The sequence below is a fragment of the Microbacterium jejuense genome (genome assembly GCF_019511665.1).
In the GTDB taxonomy this organism is placed as follows: domain Bacteria; phylum Actinomycetota; class Actinomycetes; order Actinomycetales; family Microbacteriaceae; genus Microbacterium; species Microbacterium jejuense_A.
In genome coordinates this window covers 166,798-183,449 of record NZ_JAEUAW010000005.1, presented here as the reverse complement: position 1 = coordinate 183,449, position 16,652 = coordinate 166,798, and the positions used below count along the sequence as shown (strand labels likewise).

Genomic DNA, 16,652 nt, shown 5'->3' with positions numbered 1-16,652 from the left:
GGCGACGACGGGCGGTTCATCATCGGCACCGAGGTGCGCATCGACGGCGGCACGCACTTCTGACGTCGTCACCAGAACGGACGAGGGGGTGGATGCGACGGCATCCACCCCCTCGTCCGTGACGCGCGTGCTCAGATGAAGTACTCGGGCGTCGTCAGCAGGGCACGGGTGTCCTCGCCGATGCGGCGGGCGCGCGGCTTGGCGGGCACCCCCACGAGCACGCTGTCGGCGGGCGCGTCCTTGGTCACGACCGCGTTCGCGCCGATGACCGACCCCTCGCCGATCGTGATCGGCCCGAGCACCTTGGCGCCGGCGCCGATGGCCACGCCGTCCTCGATCGTGGGGTGGCGCTTGCCGCCCTCGCGCTGCCGGCCGCCGAGTGTGACGCCGTGGTAGAGCATGACGTCGTCGCCGACCTCGGCGGTCTCGCCGATGACGACGCCCATGCCGTGGTCGATGAAGAACCGCCTGCCGATCACGGCGCCCGGGTGGATCTCGATGCCCGTGAGCCAGCGCGTGACCTGCGATCCCGCGCGGGCGACGAAGCGGAAGCCGCGCACCCACAGCGCGTGCCACACGCGATGAGCCCAGATGGCGTGCAGACCCGGATACAACAGGGCGATCTCGGCGCCCGAGCGGGCGGCGGGGTCGCGCAGCCGCGCGGCCGCGACGTCCTCGCGGGCGCGGGCGAGGAATCCGATGCGCTCCTCGGTCACTTCGCACCTTCTTCGGTCTCACTCAGGTGGGCGTAGAGGGCCGTCGACAGGTAGCGCTCGCCCGAGTCGGGCACGATGACGACGAAGCGCTTGCCGGCAGATTCCGGCCGCGCGGCGATCTCGAGCGCCGCCGAGACGGCGGCGCCCGCCGACATTCCGGCGAGGATGCCCTCGCGCGTGGCGAGCTCGCGCGCGACGCGGATCGCGTCGTCGAACTCGACGTCGAACACCTCGTCGACGACGGAGCGGTCGAGCACATCGGGCACGAAGTTCGGGCCGATGCCCTGGATGCGGTGCCCTCCGGCTCGCCCTTCAGACAGGACGGGGGAGTCCTTCGGCTCGACGAGCACGACCTTGACGCCGGGGTTGCGCTGCTTGAGCACCTGTCCGACCCCGGTGACCGTGCCGCCGGTGCCCGAGCCGGCGACGAAGACGTCCACGCGGCCCTCGGTGTCGCGCCAGATCTCCTCCGCCGTCGTGCGGCGGTGGATGGCGGCATTGGCCTCGTGCTCGAACTGGCGCGCGAGCACGGCGCCCGGCCGCTCGGCGGCGATGCGCTGCGCCGTCTCGACGGCCTCCGTCATGCCCTTGTACGGGTCGGTGAGCACGAGCTCCGCGCCGTAGGCCTTGAGCAGCGTGCGGCGCTCCTTCGACATCGACGCCGGCATCGTCAGCACGACCTTGTAGCCGCGCGCGGCGCCGATGAGCGCCAGCGCGATGCCGGTGTTGCCGCTCGTCGACTCCACGATCGTGCCGCCGGGCTGCAGTTCACCGGACTGCTCCGCCGCCTCGATCAGCGCGAAGCCCAGGCGGTCTTTCACGGACGAGCCGGGGTTGTAGAACTCCAGCTTGACGAGGATCTCGGCGTCGAGTCCCTCGGTCAGCGCGTTGAGCCGCACCAGCGGCGTCTCACCGAATGCGGTGGTGATGTCGGAATGGATGCCGGGCACGGGCGCTCCCAGATGTCGAGGTGCGGCGGACAGAACGACGACGGCGCGACGGCGACCGAACGAGTCGGTTCGCGGTCGCGCCGTCGTCGTGATGGGTCAATCTTCGCGCAGATCCTCGAAGAGTGCGGTCGAGAGGTAGCGCTCGCCGGTGTCGGGCGTGACCACGACGATCTTCTTGCCGGCGTTCTCGGGGCGCTGGGCGAGCTGGACGGCAGCCCACACGGCGGCGCCGCTGGAGATGCCGGCGAGGATGCCCTCCTTGGCCGCGAGGTCGCGGGAGGTCGAGATGGCGTCGTCGAACTCGACCGTGACGACCTCGTCGAACACCTCCGTGTCGAGGATCGGCGGCACGAAGTTCGGGCCGATGCCCTGGATCTTGGCGGGACCGGGCGTGCCGGTCGACAGCAGCGGCGACGCGGTGGGCTCGACGGCGACCACCTTCACCTCGGGCTTGCGCTCCTTGAGCACCTGGCCGACGCCGGTGATGGTGCCGCCCGTGCCGACGCCGGCGACGAAGATGTCGACCTCGCCGTCGGTGTCGCGCCAGATCTCCTCGGCGGTGGTCTTGCGGTGGATCTCGCGGTTGGCCTCGTTCTCGAACTGCTTGGCGAGGATCGCGCCCGGCGTCTCGGCGGCGATGCGCTCGGCCTCGGCGACGGCGAGCTTCATGCCGCCCGCCGGGTCGGTCAGCACCAGCTGGGCGCCGAAGCGCTTGAGCAGCTGGCGGCGCTCGATCGACATCGAGGACGGCATCGTCAGGATGACCTTGTAGCCGCGGGCGGCGCCCACGAGGGCGAGCGCGATGCCGGTGTTGCCGCTCGTGCCCTCGACGATGGTGCCTCCGGGCTGCAGCGCACCGGACGCCTCGGCGGCGTCGACGATGGCGATGCCGAGACGGTCCTTCACGCTCGAACCGGGGTTGTAGTACTCGAGCTTGGCGTAGACCTCGGCGCCGGCGCCGTCCGTCACGCGGTTGAGGCGGACCAGCGGGGTGTTGCCGAAAGCAGCGGTGATATCGGAGTGGATGCCGGGCATGTCGGGCCTTTCGCAGGGTTCACGGCAGATCGGACCCAGCCTAGGACCAGGGGTCCGATGTGAGTCCTTGTATGACAGGTGCGCGAAATAGAGTGGGGCGGTCATGACTTCACCCACCCCCGCCACGCCTCTGGCCGAGGCGCTCCGTCACGCCGTCGACCGTCTCGCCGCCGCGGGGGTGCCCGATCCGGCGGTCGACGCCGAGCTGCTCGCAGCCTTCGTCCTGGGCACCGGGCGCGGGGGAGTGCAGGCCGCGGCGATCCGCGGCGACGCGCTGCCGGCCGAAGACGCCGCGCGCCTCGACGGGCTCGTCGCGCGCCGCGCGGCGCGCGAACCGCTGCAGCACCTCACGGGCACGGCGCCCTTCCGGCACCTCGAGCTGCGGGTCGGCCCGGGCGTCTTCGTCCCCCGACCCGAGACGGAGGTCGTCGCGCAGCTGGCGATCGATGCGCTGCGGGCGGCGGCATCCCCGGCTCCGATCGCGGTGGATCTCGGCACCGGCTCCGGCGCGATCGCCCTCGCCATGGCCACCGAGGTGCCGCACGCCGAGGTGTACGCCGCCGAGAACTCGGTCGACGCGTTCGTCTGGACGAAGGAGAACTTCGCCCACGTCGGCGCCCGCAACGCGCACCTGGCCTTCATCGACCTGGCGCACGCGTTCCCGGAGCTCGACGGCAGAGTCTCGGTCGTCGCATCGAACCCTCCGTATGTTCCGGATGCCGCGATCCCGCGTGACCCGGAGGTGAGGTTCTTCGACCCGCCGGCGGCGCTGTACGGCGGCGAGGACGGCCTCGACGTCGTGCGCGTCCTCAGCGGCGTGGGACTGCGGCTCGCGCACCCCGGCGGCATCATCGTGATCGAGCACGGCGAGTGGCAGGGCGAGGCCATCCGCGGCATCCTCGAAGCCGACGGCTGGCGGGCCGCGGCGACGCACCCCGACCTCACGATGCGCGACCGGGCGACGACGGCGCTGCGCCCGTGACCGCCCCCGACGACGCGCCGGATCCTCGGAGCGGTCGCGGCTAAACTATCCGGCGATATGTCCCCCATCTTCGACTGCCGTGATGAGGCGCAGCTGCTGAGCGGCATGCGCCAGGCCCGTCAGGCCATCGGCCGCGGCGAGCTCGTCGTCATCCCCACAGACACCGTCTACGGCGTCGCCGCCGACGCCTTCGACCACCAGGCTGTCGCCCGGCTGCTCGCCGCCAAGGGACGCGGACGCCAGTCGCCGCCCCCTGTGCTCGTCGCCGGCGTCGCGACGCTGCGCGCGCTCGTGGCCGAGGTGCCCGAGCCCGTCGAGCGGCTCGTCGAGCAGTTCTGGCCCGGTGGCCTCACGATCGTCCTGCCCGCGCAGCCGTCGCTGTCGTGGGACCTCGGCGAGACACGCGGCACTGTCGCGGTGCGCATGCCCGCACACCGCATCGCACTCGAGCTGCTCGAAGAGACCGGCCCCCTCGCCGTGTCGAGCGCCAATCTCACCGGCATGCCCGCCGGCATCACCGCCGAGGATTCCCGCGACATGCTGAAGGACTCCGTCGCCGTGTACCTCGGCGACGGCCCGTCGAAGGACGGCATCCCCTCGACGATCATCGACGCGACCCGGCTCGTCCGCACGGCTGCGGCCGACGACGAGACGGATGCCGGGCCGCGCGTCACCGTGCTGCGCGAGGGCGCGGTCAGCCGCTCGCAGCTGCGCGGCGTGCTCGGCGACCTGCTCGAGCCCGACCCCGTCGCGCAGCCGGAGCCCGACGGCTCGTGAAGCAGTACGTCTTCACGATCATCCTGACCGCCGCCGTCACGTTCATCCTGTCGTGGGCGGTGTGGCGACTGAGCCTCAAGTACAAGCTGTACCCCGGCATCCGCGAGCGCGACGTCCACAAGACCCCGACACCACGGCTCGGCGGCATCGCCATGTTCCTGGGGGTGGTGGCAGCCTTCGCGGTGTCGGCGCAGCATCCCTTCTTCGCCATCGTGTGGGCGCAGCCGCAGCAGATCTATGCCCTGCTGGGCGCGACGGCGCTGATCGTCGTGATCGGCGTGGCCGACGACCTGTGGGACCTCGACTGGATGATCAAGCTCGGCGCGCAGTTCTTGGCCGCCGGGGTCATCGCGTGGTTCGGGCAGCTCCAGATCTACTCGCTGCCCATCGGCGGACTCGCGATCGGGTCCAGCTGGGTGAGCTTCACGCTCACGGTGTTCTCGATCGTCGTGGTCATGAACGCCGTCAACTTCATCGACGGCCTCGACGGGCTGGTGGCGGGGGTCTGCCTCATCGCCAACGGCGTGTTCTTCGCGTACTCGTACATGGTGGTGCGCGACACCGGTGCCAGCACGTTCTTCAACCTGGCCTCGTTCATCGCCGCCGTGCTGATCGGCGCCTGCATCGGCTTCCTGCCGCTCAACTGGAGTCCCGCGAGACTGTTCATGGGGGATGCCGGCGCCCTCATGCTCGGGCTGCTCATGGCCTGCTCCGCCATCGCTCTGACGGGCAACTTCACGCCCGCCATGGTGGGCGACAACGACGAGTTCGGACGCTCGCAGCTGCTCGGTGCGTTCATCCCCATCCTGCTGCCGGTGGTGATCGTGCTGCTGCCGCTGCTGGACTTCGGCCTGGCGGTCGTCCGGCGCATGAGCAAGGGCAAGTCGCCCTTCTCGCCCGACCGCAAGCACCTGCACCATCGCATGCTCGACATGGGGCACTCCGACCGCGACGCCGTCCTGATCTTCTACGCGTGGACGGCGCTCGTGAGCCTGTCGGTCCTGCTCATGTACATCGGCACCACGCTGGAGTGGCCGGGCGACTACCTCTTCGGCGTGCTGTACGGCGTGGTCGGCATCGCCGCCTGTCTCGTCGTGACGTTCACGCCGTCGCGACGGCGCCCGGTGGCCGCGGCATCCGATCCCGCGTCCGCGCCCGCGGCGGCGTCCGCGCGGAAGCCCGGCCCGCCGTCGCTCGCCGACCGCCTGACCACGCCCGATCCCGCGACCGAGGAGGCCGCCCGATGAGCTCCAGTCCCGTCTCCAGCACCCCGATCCTGCGCACCGTCCTGGTGTGGTCGGGGTCCGTCACTGCGGGGCTCGCCGTGGTCGGCGCGATCGTCGGCTACCTCGTCGCAGGGACGAACGGCCTGTGGAGCGCCCTCGCCGGCGTCGTCATCGCCGCGGTCTTCCTCGGCATCACGGGTGCCAGCATCCTCATCGCCAACCGGTGGTTCGGCGACGCGCTGTACGTGCCGATCTTCTTCGGCATCGTGCTCGGCGGCTGGCTCCTCAAGTTCGTGGTGTTCCTCATCGCGCTGTTCGTGCTGCGCGACCAGCCGTGGATCGTCGGTCCGGTGTTCTTCGTCGCGCTGGTCGCCAGCGTGCTCGCGTCGCTCGTGATCGACGTCGTGGTGCTGATGCGGATGCGCGTGCCGGTCGTCGACGTCGAGCTTCCGACCGACCCGGATGCGGGGGAGCGGACGGACGACTCCCGCGAGGGTGCTTGACGTCCGGCCGAAGCAGGCGTAAAAGGGGCGAACGGATTCAGCGCGCTCTCAAGTTTGATAGGCTGAACTCGCGCCCGCCCGCGCGCCCCTCACCTGCCTGGGAATGGTGGAGAGTGGTGGCGGCGGAGTGACGCTCACCGACCATCGTCGCAACGGTTCTTACCGGTGCCCCGAAGCTGGAGCCAGCGCTGTCTATTCATGCTGCGACCCTGATCGCCCCCCTTGCCACGGATGAACCGCCCGTGTTCCACGGTCCGTCGATCGACGAGTTCTTCCCTCCGGTCATCTTCGACGCGTTCGGCGTGATCCCGGTCACCCGGGTGAACCTGATCCAGTTCATCGCCGTGATCGCCGTCGTGCTGGTGTTCTGGCTCGGCACGCGCCGGATGAAGGTCGTGCCCGGTCGCTTCCAGAGTCTCACCGAGATGGGGCTGGACTTCGTCCGCGTCAACATCGCCGAGGACCTGCTGGGCAAGAAGGACGGCGCCCGCTTCCTGCCGATCCTCACGACGATGTTCTTCATGATCCTGTTCATGAACCTGACGGGCATCGTCCCGTTCCTGAACCTCGCGGGCACCGCGGTCATCGCCGTGCCGCTGCTCCTGGCAGTGATCAGCTATGTGACGTTCATCTATGCGGGCGTCAAGAAGAGCCCCAAGAACTTCTTCAAGAACTCGCTCTTCCCCTCGGGCGTGCCGCCCCTGCTCTACCTCATCGTGACGCCGATCGAGTTCATCTCGACGTTCATCATCCGGCCCATCACGCTGACCCTGCGACTCCTCATGAACATGATGGTCGGGCACCTGATGCTCGTCCTGTTCTTCTCGGCGACGCAGTTCTTCCTCTTCACGATGGGCGGCTGGTGGTCGGCACTCGCCGCCGGCAGCCTGGCCTTCGGCCTCGCCTTCACCGTGTTCGAGATCCTGGTGGCCGTCCTCCAGGCCTACGTCTTCACCATCCTCACCGCGGTCTACATCCAGCTCGCGGTCGCGGAAGAGCACTAACGAGGGTCGGCGCACGCCGTCCCCCAACCGAAAGGAAACAACCCCCGTGGACGCAACTACGGTTCTCGCCGAGCTCAGTGGCAACGTCGCAACGATGGGCTACGGCCTCGCAGCCATCGGCCCCGCCATCGGCGTGGGTATCGTCGTCGGCAAGACGATCGAGGGTGTCGCCCGTCAGCCCGAGCTGGCCGGTCGTCTGCAGGTTCTGATGTGGATCGGTATCGCCTTCACCGAGGCGCTCGCCTTCATCGGCATCGCGACCTACTTCATCTTCACGTCCTGATCGCCCTCACCAGTCCTAAGGAGACAGGATGCTGAACGCTCTTGTCACGTACGCTGCCGAGGAGGCAGAGGCGCACAACCCTCTGATCCCCGCGTGGTACGACATCATCTGGTCGGCCGTCTGCTTCGTCATCATCCTCTTCGTGTTCTGGAAGGTCGCCCTTCCCCGCATGAAGAAGATGCTCGACGAGCGTTCCGCGGCGATCGAGGGCAACATCGCGAAGGCCGACGAGGCCCAGCGCAAGGCCGAGGCCGCGCTCGAGGAGTACACCTCGCAGCTCGCCGAAGCACGCAAGGAGGCCGGTGAGATCCGCGACGCCGCCCGGGAGGACGGCAAGAAGATCGTCGCCGAGGCGAAGGACACCGCTTCGGCGGAGGCCGCCCGCCTGACCGCCACCGCGCACGCCCAGATCGAGGCCGAGCGTCAGAGCGCGCTGGTGTCGCTGCGCAGCGAGGTGGGCACGCTCGCCCTCGACCTCGCCGGCGGCGTCATCGGCGAGACCCTCTCGGACGACGCGAAGGCGCAGGCCGTCGTCGACCGCTTCCTCGCCGAGCTCGAAGAGTCCGAAGGGGCCAAGGCGTAATGGGCAGCGCGACCACTCAGGCCCTCGCGGCGACGACCGCGGCGCTCGGCGCCGCGACCGGCGTCGACCTCGACGTCGCCCGCGAGCTCTTCGCCGCGGCACGCGCCGTGGGCGACTCGTCGCAGCTGAGCGGCGCGCTGGCCGACTCCGCCGCGCCGGCGGAGGCCCGCCGGCAGGTCGTCGCCGCCGTCTTCGGCGCTGCTGTGAAGCCCACGACGGCGTCGCTGCTGACGACCGCCGTCGCGCAGCGCTGGTCGACGCCCGACGACCTCGTCGACGCCATCGAAGAGCTGGCGGTGCGCGCGGCGGCGGTCGCTGACGCGGACGCCGACGTCGAGGCCGAGCTGTTCGCCTTCTCGCGGACTGTGGCAGACAACCCCGAGCTCGAGCTCGCGCTGGGGAGCCGTCTGGGCGACTCCGCGGCGAAGGGCACGCTCGTCGAGTCGCTGCTGAAGGGCCGCGCGAGCGAAGGGGCGACGCTGATCGCGGCATCCCTCATCCAGCAGCCCCGTGAGCGCCGCGTCCGGCAGTTGCTGTCGCGCGCGACCCGCCTGGTGTCCGACCAGCGCGGCCGCGCGGTGGCGACCGTCGTGGCGGCCGCACCGCTGAGCGATGCGCAGCGCGACCGGCTCACCGCCGCGCTGACGAAGCGCTACGGCACGCGGGTGTCGCTCAACACCATCGTCGACCCGACGGTCGTGGGAGGCCTGCGCGTCCAGATCGCCGACGACGTGATCGACGCGAGCGTCTCGTCGCGTCTGGCCGACCTCCGTCAGCGGCTCGCCGGCTGACACAGACTTCCCGCCCCGTCAGGACGGTGCGGAGACTTCGGGGCCGAGGCCCCATGAACGAAGGAAAACAATGGCAGATCTCTCTATCAGCCCCGACGTCATCCGTGACGCGCTGAAGGACTTCGTCGCCGCCTACGAGCCCACGGGGGCAGCGGCCACCGAGGTCGGCACCGTCATCGACGCCGCGGACGGCATCGCTCACGTCGAGGGCCTGCCGGGTGTCATGGCGAACGAGCTCGTGACGTTCGAAGACGGCACGCAGGGCCTCGCGCTGAACCTCGACGAGCACGAGATCGGTGTGGTCGTCCTCGGCGACTTCGCCGGCATCGAGGCCGGTCAGACGGTCACCCGCACCGGCGAGGTGCTCTCGGTCGCCGTCGGCGACGGCTACCTCGGCCGCGTGGTCGACCCGCTCGGCAACCCCATCGACGGCCTCGGCGAGATCGCCACCGTCGGCCGCCGTGCCCTCGAGCTGCAGGCGCCCGGCGTCATGCAGCGCAAGTCGGTGCACGAGCCGCTCCAGACCGGCATCAAGGCCATCGACGCGATGATCCCGGTCGGCCGCGGCCAGCGCCAGCTCATCATCGGCGACCGCCAGACCGGCAAGACGGCCATCGCGATCGACACGATCATCAACCAGAAGGCCAACTGGGAGTCGGGCGACGTCAACAAGCAGGTCCGCTGCATCTACGTCGCCATCGGTCAGAAGGGCTCGACGATCGCCGCCGTGAAGGGCGCGCTCGAAGACGCCGGTGCGCTGGAGTACACCACCATCGTCGCCGCGCCCGCGTCCGACCCGGCCGGCTTCAAGTACCTCGCTCCCTACACCGGCTCGGCCATCGGCCAGCACTGGATGTACGAGGGCAAGCACGTCCTGGTCATCTTCGACGACCTGACCAAGCAGGCCGAGGCGTACCGCGCCGTGTCGCTGCTGCTGCGCCGCCCGCCGGGCCGTGAGGCGTACCCGGGCGACGTCTTCTACCTGCACTCGCGTCTGCTCGAGCGCTGCGCGAAGCTGTCGGACGAGCTGGGCGCCGGCTCGATGACGGGTCTTCCCATCATCGAGACCAAGGCCAACGACGTCTCGGCGTACATCCCCACCAACGTGATCTCGATCACCGACGGCCAGATCTTCCTGCAGTCCGACCTGTTCAACGCCAACCAGCGTCCCGCGGTCGATGTGGGCATCTCGGTCTCGCGAGTGGGCGGTGACGCCCAGGTCAAGTCGATCAAGAAGGTCTCGGGAACGCTCAAGCTCGAGCTCGCCCAGTACCGTTCGCTCGAGGCGTTCGCCATGTTCGCATCTGACCTCGATGCGGCGTCGCGTCGCCAGCTGGCCCGCGGTGCGCGCCTGACCGAGCTGCTCAAGCAGCCGCAGTACTCGCCGTACCCCGTCGAGGAGCAGGTCGTCTCGATCTGGGCCGGTACGAACGGCAAGCTCGACTCGATCGAGGTCGAGGACGTGCTGGCGTTCGAGCGCGAGCTGCTCGACTACCTCCGCCGCAACACGACGATCCTCGACACGCTGCGCGACACGAACGTCCTCGACGACGACACCGTGGCTGAGCTCAGCAAGAAGACCGACGAGTTCATCCTCGAGTTCCAGGCCGGCAAGGGCCAGGCCATCGGCAAGCCCGGCCACGAAGAGGTCGCGGCGGCTGAGGCCGAGGACGTGAACCAGGAGAAGATCGTCAAGGGCCGCCGCTAAGGCGGGCCTGGACTAGGACAATGGGCGCACAACTCCGGGTCTACAAGCAGAAGATCAGCACTGCTCAGACGACCAAGAAGATCACGAAGGCGATGGAACTCATCGCGGCTTCGCGCATCCAGAAGGCGATGGCGCGTGTGCGCGCGTCGTCGCCCTTCGCGCGTGCCGTGACGCGGGCCGTCTCTGCCGTGGCGACGCATTCCAACGTCGACCACCCGCTGACCGTCGAACGCGAGACGATCCGCCGCTCCGCCGTCGTGATCTTCTCGTCGGACCGGGGCCTCGCGGGCGCGTTCAACTCGCAGGTCCTCCGCGAGGGCCTCGAGCTCGCTCAGCTCCTGCGCGAGCAGGGCAAGGAGCCGGTGTTCTACCTCATCGGCCGCAAGGCCGTCGGGTACTTCCAGTTCCGCCGCATGGAGAGCGCGGGGGAGTGGACGGGTGACACCGACACGCCCCACTTCTCCACGGCGGAAGAGATCGCGGCTGCGCTGCTGGACGCCTACGACCGCGGCGGCGACAGCGGCGGCGTGGACGAGATCCACCTCGTGTACAACCGCTTCGTCAGCATGATGACCCAGACCCCTGAGACGGTCCGCATGCTCCCGCTCGAAGTGGTCGAGGCCGAAGAGGTCTCATCCGCGCAGGTGTACCCGCTCTACGAGTTCGAGCCGGATGCCGCGACGGTGCTGGACGCGCTGCTGCCGGTGTACATCCAGAGCCGCGTCTTCAACGCGCTCCTGCAGTCGTCGGCCGCGAAGCACGCCGCGACGCAGAAGGCGATGAAGTCCGCCAGCGACAACGCCGACAAGCTCATCACCGACTACACGCGCCTGCGCAACAACGCGCGCCAGGCCGAGATCACGCAGCAGATCGCCGAGATCGTCGGTGGCGCCGACGCGCTCGCGTCGAGCAAGTGATTCAAGACCACACGAAAGAGAAGAAGCCATGAGCCTCACCGCTGACAAGACCGAGACGACGGTCGTCGGGCGCGTCGCGCGCGTCACCGGCCCCGTCGTCGACATCGAGTTCCCGCACGACTCGATCCCCGACATCTACAACGCGCTCAAGACGACCATCACCATCGAGGGCGAGTCGACGGAGATCACGCTCGAGGTCGCACAGCACCTCGGCGACGACCTCGTGCGCGCGATCTCGCTCAAGCCGACCGACGGCATGGTCCGCGGCCAGGAGGTTCGCGACACCGGCGGTCCCATCACGGTGCCCGTCGGCGACGTCACCAAGGGCAAGGTCTTCAACGTCACCGGTGAGGTGCTGAACGCCGAGCCGGGCGAGACGATCGAGATCACCGAGCGCTGGGGCATCCACCGCCAGGCGCCCTCGTTCGACCAGCTCGAGTCCAAGACCGAGATGTTCGAGACCGGCATCAAGTCGATCGACCTCCTCACGCCGTACGTGCAGGGTGGAAAGATCGGCCTCTTCGGCGGTGCGGGCGTCGGCAAGACGGTCCTCATCCAGGAGATGATCCAGCGCGTCGCGCAGGACCACGGTGGTGTGTCGGTGTTCGCCGGTGTCGGCGAGCGCACCCGTGAGGGCAACGACCTCATCGGCGAGATGGAAGAGGCGGGCGTCTTCGACAAGACCGCCCTCGTCTTCGGCCAGATGGACGAGCCGCCGGGGACGCGCCTGCGTGTCGCCCTGTCGGCCCTGACGATGGCGGAGTACTTCCGCGACGTGCAGAAGCAGGACGTGCTGCTGTTCATCGACAACATCTTCCGCTTCACGCAGGCCGGTTCCGAGGTCTCGACGCTGCTGGGCCGCATGCCCTCCGCGGTGGGCTACCAGCCGAACCTCGCCGACGAGATGGGTGTGCTCCAGGAGCGCATCACCTCGACGCGCGGTCACTCGATCACCTCGCTGCAGGCGATCTACGTCCCCGCCGACGACTACACCGACCCGGCGCCGGCGACCACGTTCGCGCACCTCGACGCCACCACGGAGCTCTCGCGCGAGATCGCGTCGAAGGGTCTGTACCCGGCCATCGACCCGCTGACCTCGACGAGCCGCATCCTCGACCCGCGGTACATCGGTGAGGACCACTACCGTGTGGCCACCGCCGTGAAGCAGATCCTCCAGAAGAACAAGGAGCTTCAGGAGATCATCGCGATCCTCGGTGTCGACGAGCTGTCGGAAGAGGACAAGATCGTCGTCGCCCGCGCGCGCCGCATCCAGCAGTTCCTCTCGCAGAACACCTACATGGCGAAGAAGTTCACGGGTGTCGAGGGTTCGACGGTCCCGATCAAGGAGACCATCGAGTCGTTCGACGCGATCGTCAAGGGCGAGTTCGACCACGTCGCCGAGCAGGCGTTCTTCAACGTCGGCGGCATCTCCGACGTCGAAGAGGCGTGGGCGCGCATCCAGAAGGAGAACGGCTGACATGCCGCTCAACGTCAGCCTCGTCTCCGCGGACGCGGAGGTCTGGTCGGGTGAGGCCTCGCTCGTGGTCGCCAAGACCGTCGAGGGCGAGATCGGCTTCATGAGCGGTCACGAGCCGGTGCTCGCGATCCTCGCCGAGGGCCAGGTGCGCATCACCGAGTCCTCGGGCACCAAGATCATCGCGAACGCGCAGGACGGCTTCCTCTCGATGGAGGGCGACGTGCTCACCATCGTCGCGGGCAACGCCGCACTGATCTCCTGACGCCCGTACGTCGTTGAGACGCCCCGAGCCGCTCGTCGGCTCGGGGCGTTTCGTCTCGCCCGCCCTCGCTCACCGACCGGAAGACCTGCCGTGCTGATCCTGCTGCCGCCGTCCGAGACGAAGCGCCCCGGCGGCGACGGTCGCCCGTTCGACGCCGAGGGTGTCGCGCTGCCGGCGCTCGCGCCGCAGCGCACCGCCGTCGTCGACGCGCTCGTCGCACTCTCCTCGGACGAGGATGCGGCGGCACGCGTCCTCAAGCTCGGCCCCACGCAGCGTGGGGAGATCGCCGCGAACGCCGCGCTGCGGGCCGCGCCGACAATGCCCGCGGTAGATCGCTACACCGGCGTGCTGTTCGACGCGCTGGGTGCGGCATCCCTCTCGTCCGCATCGCGACGGTGGCTGGGCCGTCATGTGCTCATCCACTCGGCGCCGTTCGGGCCGGTGGGCGCTCTCGACGGGATCCCGGCGTACCGCCTCGGCGCGGGCACGTCGTTGCCGGACCTGCCTCCGCTGCGGCGGCTGTGGGCCGAGGCCGTGTCGGCGGCGCTCGTGCAGCACGAGCCGTCGTTCGTGCTCGACCTGCGGTCCGAGGCGTACGTCGCGCTCGGACCCGTGTCTGACGGCATCCCGAACCGCTACGTCCGCGTGGTGAGCGAGGGGCCGGACGGGGCGGTGCGGGCCCTGAACCACTTCAACAAGCACGCCAAGGGCGCTCTGGTGCGCCGACTCGCGGACGAGCGGCCCCGCATCTCTTCTGCCGCCGGATTCGTGCGGTGGGCGGATGCCGCGGGCCTGCGCGTGCGCGAGACCGGCGCCGGCGAGCTGGAGCTGTTCGCCTGACCGTCAGTGCTTCGTGTGCTGGGCGGTGCGCTCGGTGTTCTCGGCGATCGCGATGAGCGCCACGACACCCTCGATGATGAACCTCAGCAGGATGATCGCGAGGAACGTCAGCACCGGCACGACGATGACGGTCGCGATGAGTCCGCTGATGCCGGCTCCCGGGTTGAACCACAGCAGCGAGATCCCGCTCAGGATGCCGCCCACGAAGTACACCACGAAGCCGATGCCGATCGCGATGAGGCCGACGAGGTAGAACACGCTCGCCAGCCGCCGCGTGATGAAGGTGCGGAACGACAGGTCGAACAGGGCGGCGAAGAATCCCTTGCCGACGTCGCCCGCCTCGCCGAGGACCGGAGGGACGCCGGTGTCGTCCGGATCGGCGGGCGCGGGCGCAGGTGCGGCGGGAGCGCTGGCCGCAGCGGCGGCCGCGGACTGCTCGGGCAGCGGCGGAGGCGTCGGGGTGGCGGGAGTCGGATCGCTCATGTGCGGCCTTTCGGTCGGGTGGTGGTGCTCAGGCTATCCACCGGGGCGCGGAGGGGCTATCCCCCCGTTACGTCACGAATGCTGACAGGAAGCTGAGAGCCTCGCTAGCATGTGTCGAGCGGAGCAGCGGCTCCGCGGGCGTGCCCCACACGCCCATCCGACTCTCCGGAGGTCGCACCATGGATTCGTACGACGACAGCGGGTACGGGAGCGTTCTGGCGTTCCTGGTGCTCGCGCCTCTGTTCTTCCTGTTCGCCATCGCCGCGTACCTCATCAGTTCGTGGTTCCTGATGAAGATCTTCGACAAGGCCGGTGTCCAGGGCCGCTGGCGCGCCTGGGTCCCTGTGTACAACACGCTGATCTTCGTGAAGCTCGGCGACCTCAACCCGTGGTGGCTGCTGATCCTGTGGGCGGGCACCGCCGTCCTGGGCTGGGTCCCCGTGCTGGGCTGGCTCATCGGCCTCGCCGCATTCCTGTACTCGCTCGCCGCCGCGTGGCGCGTCGGACTGAAGCTGCAGAAGGAGGCCGTCTGGCTCATCCTGTACTTCTTCCTGGCGATCGTGTGGCTCGGCATCAACGCGTTCGACCGCTCGCGGTGGAACACCGCCATCCCGGCCGCGCCGTGGGCGGGCAACTTCCTCGCCGACAACACGGTCTGGGCGGGCGTCCCGTCGCAGGTGCCGGCGGGCGGGTATCCTGCCAACCCCGCCACGGCGCCCGGCTACCAGCCCCCGGCGGGCTACGCAGCCCCGCCCGCGCCGCCTGCCGGTTACACGCCTCCGGCCGCGCCGCCGGCTCCGCCCGCCGCACCGACGACTCCGCCGCCCGCCGGCGCGCAGCCGCCGGTGACGCCGCCGCCGGCCGCGCCGCAGACGCCGCCCGCGTCCCCCGAGCCGCCGGCGACCGAGCCGCCCGCGACCGAGCCTCCGACGACCGAGCCGCCCGCGGCTCCGGAGGCACCGAAGCAGTGACCTGAGCAACAGCCCCTCGCCTTCGGGCGAGGGGCTGTTCCGTTGCGCGGGACAGCGGTCATCCGCGACGAAGCGGGTCGGCCCACGGGGCTAACGTGGAGACATGACCCCCACTGCCACTGTTCCGTTGCGCCGCGTCGGCGCGTCCGGCCTGCTCGTCTCCGCCGTCGGCCTCGGCTGCAACAACTTCGGCCGGGAAGGCACCCGCACGCAGACGCTGGAGGGCACGCGGGCCGTGCTCGACGCCGCGATCGACGCCGGGGTCACCTTCCTCGACACCGCCGACATGTACGGCGCCGAACCGGGGCTGTCCGAGACGCTGATGGGCGAGGCGCTCCAGGGACGTCGCGACGAGGTCATCCTCGCGACCAAGTTCGGCCACCCCGGCCGCGACATGGGGTACCCGCCCTCGGGCGCGAAGGGCTCCCGGTCGTACATACGGCGTGCGGTCGAGGCATCCCTCACCCGCCTGCGGACGGACTGGATCGACCTGTACCAGCTGCACGTGCCCGACAACGACACGCCGATGGAAGAGACGCTCGACACGCTGGGCGACCTCGTGCGCGAGGGCAAGGTGCGCTACGTCGGGCACTCGAACTTCTCGGGCTGGCAGATCGCCGAGGCGCACTTCACGGCGCTGATGCGCCGCGGCGTGCCCTACATCTCGGCGCAGAACCAGTACAGCCTGCTCTCTCGCGACTCGGAGCGGAACGTGCTGCGCGCCGTCGAGCGGTACGGTCTCGGCTTCTTCCCGTACTTCCCCCTCCACAACGGTCTGCTCACCGGCAAGTTCACGCGCGACGACGCGCCCGCGGACTCGCGCATCATGCGGCAGCGCGCGAACCTCTACTACGAGGCTCCGTGGGATGCGCTGGAGGCCTACCAGGCGTTCTGCGACGAGCGCGGCATCACAATGCTGCAGGCCACGTTCGGATGGCTTCTCTCGCACCCGGCGCTGTCGAGCGTGATCGCCGGGGCGACGACCCCCGAGCAGGTGCGCGCGAACGCCGAGGCGGCCACCGCATGGACGCCCACCGAGGCGGACCTGCAGCTGCTGGACGGGCTCTTCCCGCCGCCCGACGCAGCCGCGTGACGTGCTCCCGGGGGCCGCGTCGCGCGGCCCCCGGGAATCCTCCCCGGACCA

General features: G+C 69.6%; 19 protein-coding genes. 15 read left to right on the top strand and 4 right to left on the bottom strand.

Features of this window, described 5'->3' with window-relative positions; all coding sequences use genetic code 11:
• Positions 1 to 131: 131 nt before the first annotated feature.
• The 3 genes from epsC to cysK (JNB62_RS08620) all read right to left on the bottom strand — a co-directional run bounded on the left by epsC (position 132) and on the right by cysK (JNB62_RS08620) (position 2,701).
• A complete protein-coding gene (gene epsC, locus JNB62_RS08630) occupies positions 132 to 716 on the bottom strand; it encodes a serine O-acetyltransferase EpsC (RefSeq protein ID WP_374450632.1) in 585 nt (194 codons plus the stop codon).
• Positions 713 to 1,666 (bottom strand): cysteine synthase A, encoded by a 954-nt coding sequence (gene cysK, locus JNB62_RS08625; protein ID WP_220300460.1) that lies wholly within the window; start codon positions 1,664 to 1,666, stop codon positions 713 to 715. The genes epsC and cysK (JNB62_RS08625) overlap by 4 nt, the downstream gene beginning before the upstream one ends.
• Positions 1,667 to 1,762: 96 nt before the next feature.
• Entirely contained in the window at positions 1,763 to 2,701 is a 939-nt protein-coding gene (gene cysK / locus JNB62_RS08620; protein ID WP_220300459.1) for a cysteine synthase A, read from the bottom strand.
• A 103-nt stretch (positions 2,702 to 2,804) separates the two neighbouring features.
• Here cysK (JNB62_RS08620) and prmC point away from each other — a divergent pair, with 103 nt between their 5' ends.
• The 13 genes from prmC (at position 2,805) to JNB62_RS08555 (ending at position 14,054) form a co-directional block, all read left to right on the top strand.
• A complete protein-coding gene (prmC, locus tag JNB62_RS08615; protein WP_220300458.1) occupies positions 2,805 to 3,683 on the top strand; it encodes a peptide chain release factor N(5)-glutamine methyltransferase in 879 nt (292 codons plus the stop codon).
• Between the two features lie 57 nt (positions 3,684 to 3,740).
• A complete protein-coding gene (locus JNB62_RS08610) occupies positions 3,741 to 4,460 on the top strand; it encodes an L-threonylcarbamoyladenylate synthase (RefSeq protein ID WP_220300457.1) in 720 nt (239 codons plus the stop codon).
• Positions 4,457 to 5,707: an MraY family glycosyltransferase gene (locus tag JNB62_RS08605; RefSeq protein WP_220300456.1), complete on the top strand. Its 1,251-nt coding sequence runs from the start codon at positions 4,457 to 4,459 to the stop codon at positions 5,705 to 5,707. The genes JNB62_RS08610 and JNB62_RS08605 overlap by 4 nt, the downstream gene beginning before the upstream one ends.
• Positions 5,704 to 6,189: a hypothetical protein gene (locus tag JNB62_RS08600; RefSeq protein ID WP_220300455.1), complete on the top strand. Its 486-nt coding sequence runs from the start codon at positions 5,704 to 5,706 to the stop codon at positions 6,187 to 6,189. The genes JNB62_RS08605 and JNB62_RS08600 overlap by 4 nt, the downstream gene beginning before the upstream one ends.
• Before the next feature lie 242 nt (positions 6,190 to 6,431).
• Positions 6,432 to 7,193 carry a F0F1 ATP synthase subunit A gene (gene atpB / locus JNB62_RS08595; RefSeq protein ID WP_308291758.1) on the top strand — a complete coding sequence of 254 codons (762 nt, stop codon included), beginning with the start codon at positions 6,432 to 6,434 and terminating at the stop codon, positions 7,191 to 7,193.
• 46 nt (positions 7,194 to 7,239) lie between these two features.
• Positions 7,240 to 7,476: an ATP synthase F0 subunit C gene (gene atpE / locus JNB62_RS08590; RefSeq protein WP_019181238.1), complete on the top strand. Its 237-nt coding sequence runs from the start codon at positions 7,240 to 7,242 to the stop codon at positions 7,474 to 7,476.
• Between the two features lie 28 nt (positions 7,477 to 7,504).
• Positions 7,505 to 8,059 (top strand): F0F1 ATP synthase subunit B, encoded by a 555-nt coding sequence (locus JNB62_RS08585; RefSeq protein WP_220300454.1) that lies wholly within the window; start codon positions 7,505 to 7,507, stop codon positions 8,057 to 8,059.
• The gene (locus JNB62_RS08580) at positions 8,059 to 8,850 is read left to right on the top strand and encodes a F0F1 ATP synthase subunit delta (protein ID WP_220300453.1); all 792 of its coding nucleotides are present in this window, start codon (positions 8,059 to 8,061) and stop codon (positions 8,848 to 8,850) included. Before JNB62_RS08585 ends, JNB62_RS08580 begins: the two co-directional genes overlap by 1 nt.
• Before the next feature lie 70 nt (positions 8,851 to 8,920).
• Positions 8,921 to 10,558 (top strand): F0F1 ATP synthase subunit alpha, encoded by a 1,638-nt coding sequence (gene atpA, locus JNB62_RS08575; protein WP_220300452.1) that lies wholly within the window; start codon positions 8,921 to 8,923, stop codon positions 10,556 to 10,558.
• A gap of 20 nt (positions 10,559 to 10,578) precedes the next feature.
• Positions 10,579 to 11,475, top strand: a complete 897-nt coding sequence (locus tag JNB62_RS08570; protein ID WP_220300451.1) for a F0F1 ATP synthase subunit gamma — start codon at positions 10,579 to 10,581, stop codon at positions 11,473 to 11,475.
• 28 nt (positions 11,476 to 11,503) lie between these two features.
• A complete protein-coding gene (gene atpD / locus JNB62_RS08565; protein ID WP_220300450.1) occupies positions 11,504 to 12,952 on the top strand; it encodes a F0F1 ATP synthase subunit beta in 1,449 nt (482 codons plus the stop codon).
• Between the two features lies 1 nt (position 12,953).
• A complete protein-coding gene (locus JNB62_RS08560) occupies positions 12,954 to 13,214 on the top strand; it encodes a F0F1 ATP synthase subunit epsilon (RefSeq protein ID WP_220300449.1) in 261 nt (86 codons plus the stop codon).
• Positions 13,215 to 13,304: 90 nt separating this feature from the next.
• Positions 13,305 to 14,054 (top strand): YaaA family protein, encoded by a 750-nt coding sequence (locus JNB62_RS08555; RefSeq protein ID WP_220300448.1) that lies wholly within the window; start codon positions 13,305 to 13,307, stop codon positions 14,052 to 14,054.
• A gap of 3 nt (positions 14,055 to 14,057) precedes the next feature.
• On the opposite strand, the gene JNB62_RS08550 is transcribed toward JNB62_RS08555, so the two are convergent.
• On the bottom strand, positions 14,058 to 14,537 hold the full coding sequence (locus tag JNB62_RS08550) for a DUF4282 domain-containing protein (RefSeq protein WP_220300447.1): 480 nt from the start codon (positions 14,535 to 14,537) through the stop codon (positions 14,058 to 14,060).
• Between the two features lie 179 nt (positions 14,538 to 14,716).
• On the opposite strand from JNB62_RS08550, the gene JNB62_RS08545 reads away from it, so the two are divergent.
• On the top strand, positions 14,717 to 15,508 hold the full coding sequence (locus JNB62_RS08545) for a DUF5684 domain-containing protein (RefSeq protein ID WP_220300446.1): 792 nt from the start codon (positions 14,717 to 14,719) through the stop codon (positions 15,506 to 15,508).
• Positions 15,509 to 15,611: 103 nt separating this feature from the next.
• Positions 15,612 to 16,601, top strand: coding sequence for an aldo/keto reductase (locus JNB62_RS08540; protein ID WP_220300445.1), 990 nt, complete (start codon positions 15,612 to 15,614; stop codon positions 16,599 to 16,601).
• Positions 16,602 to 16,652: the final 51 nt, after the last annotated feature.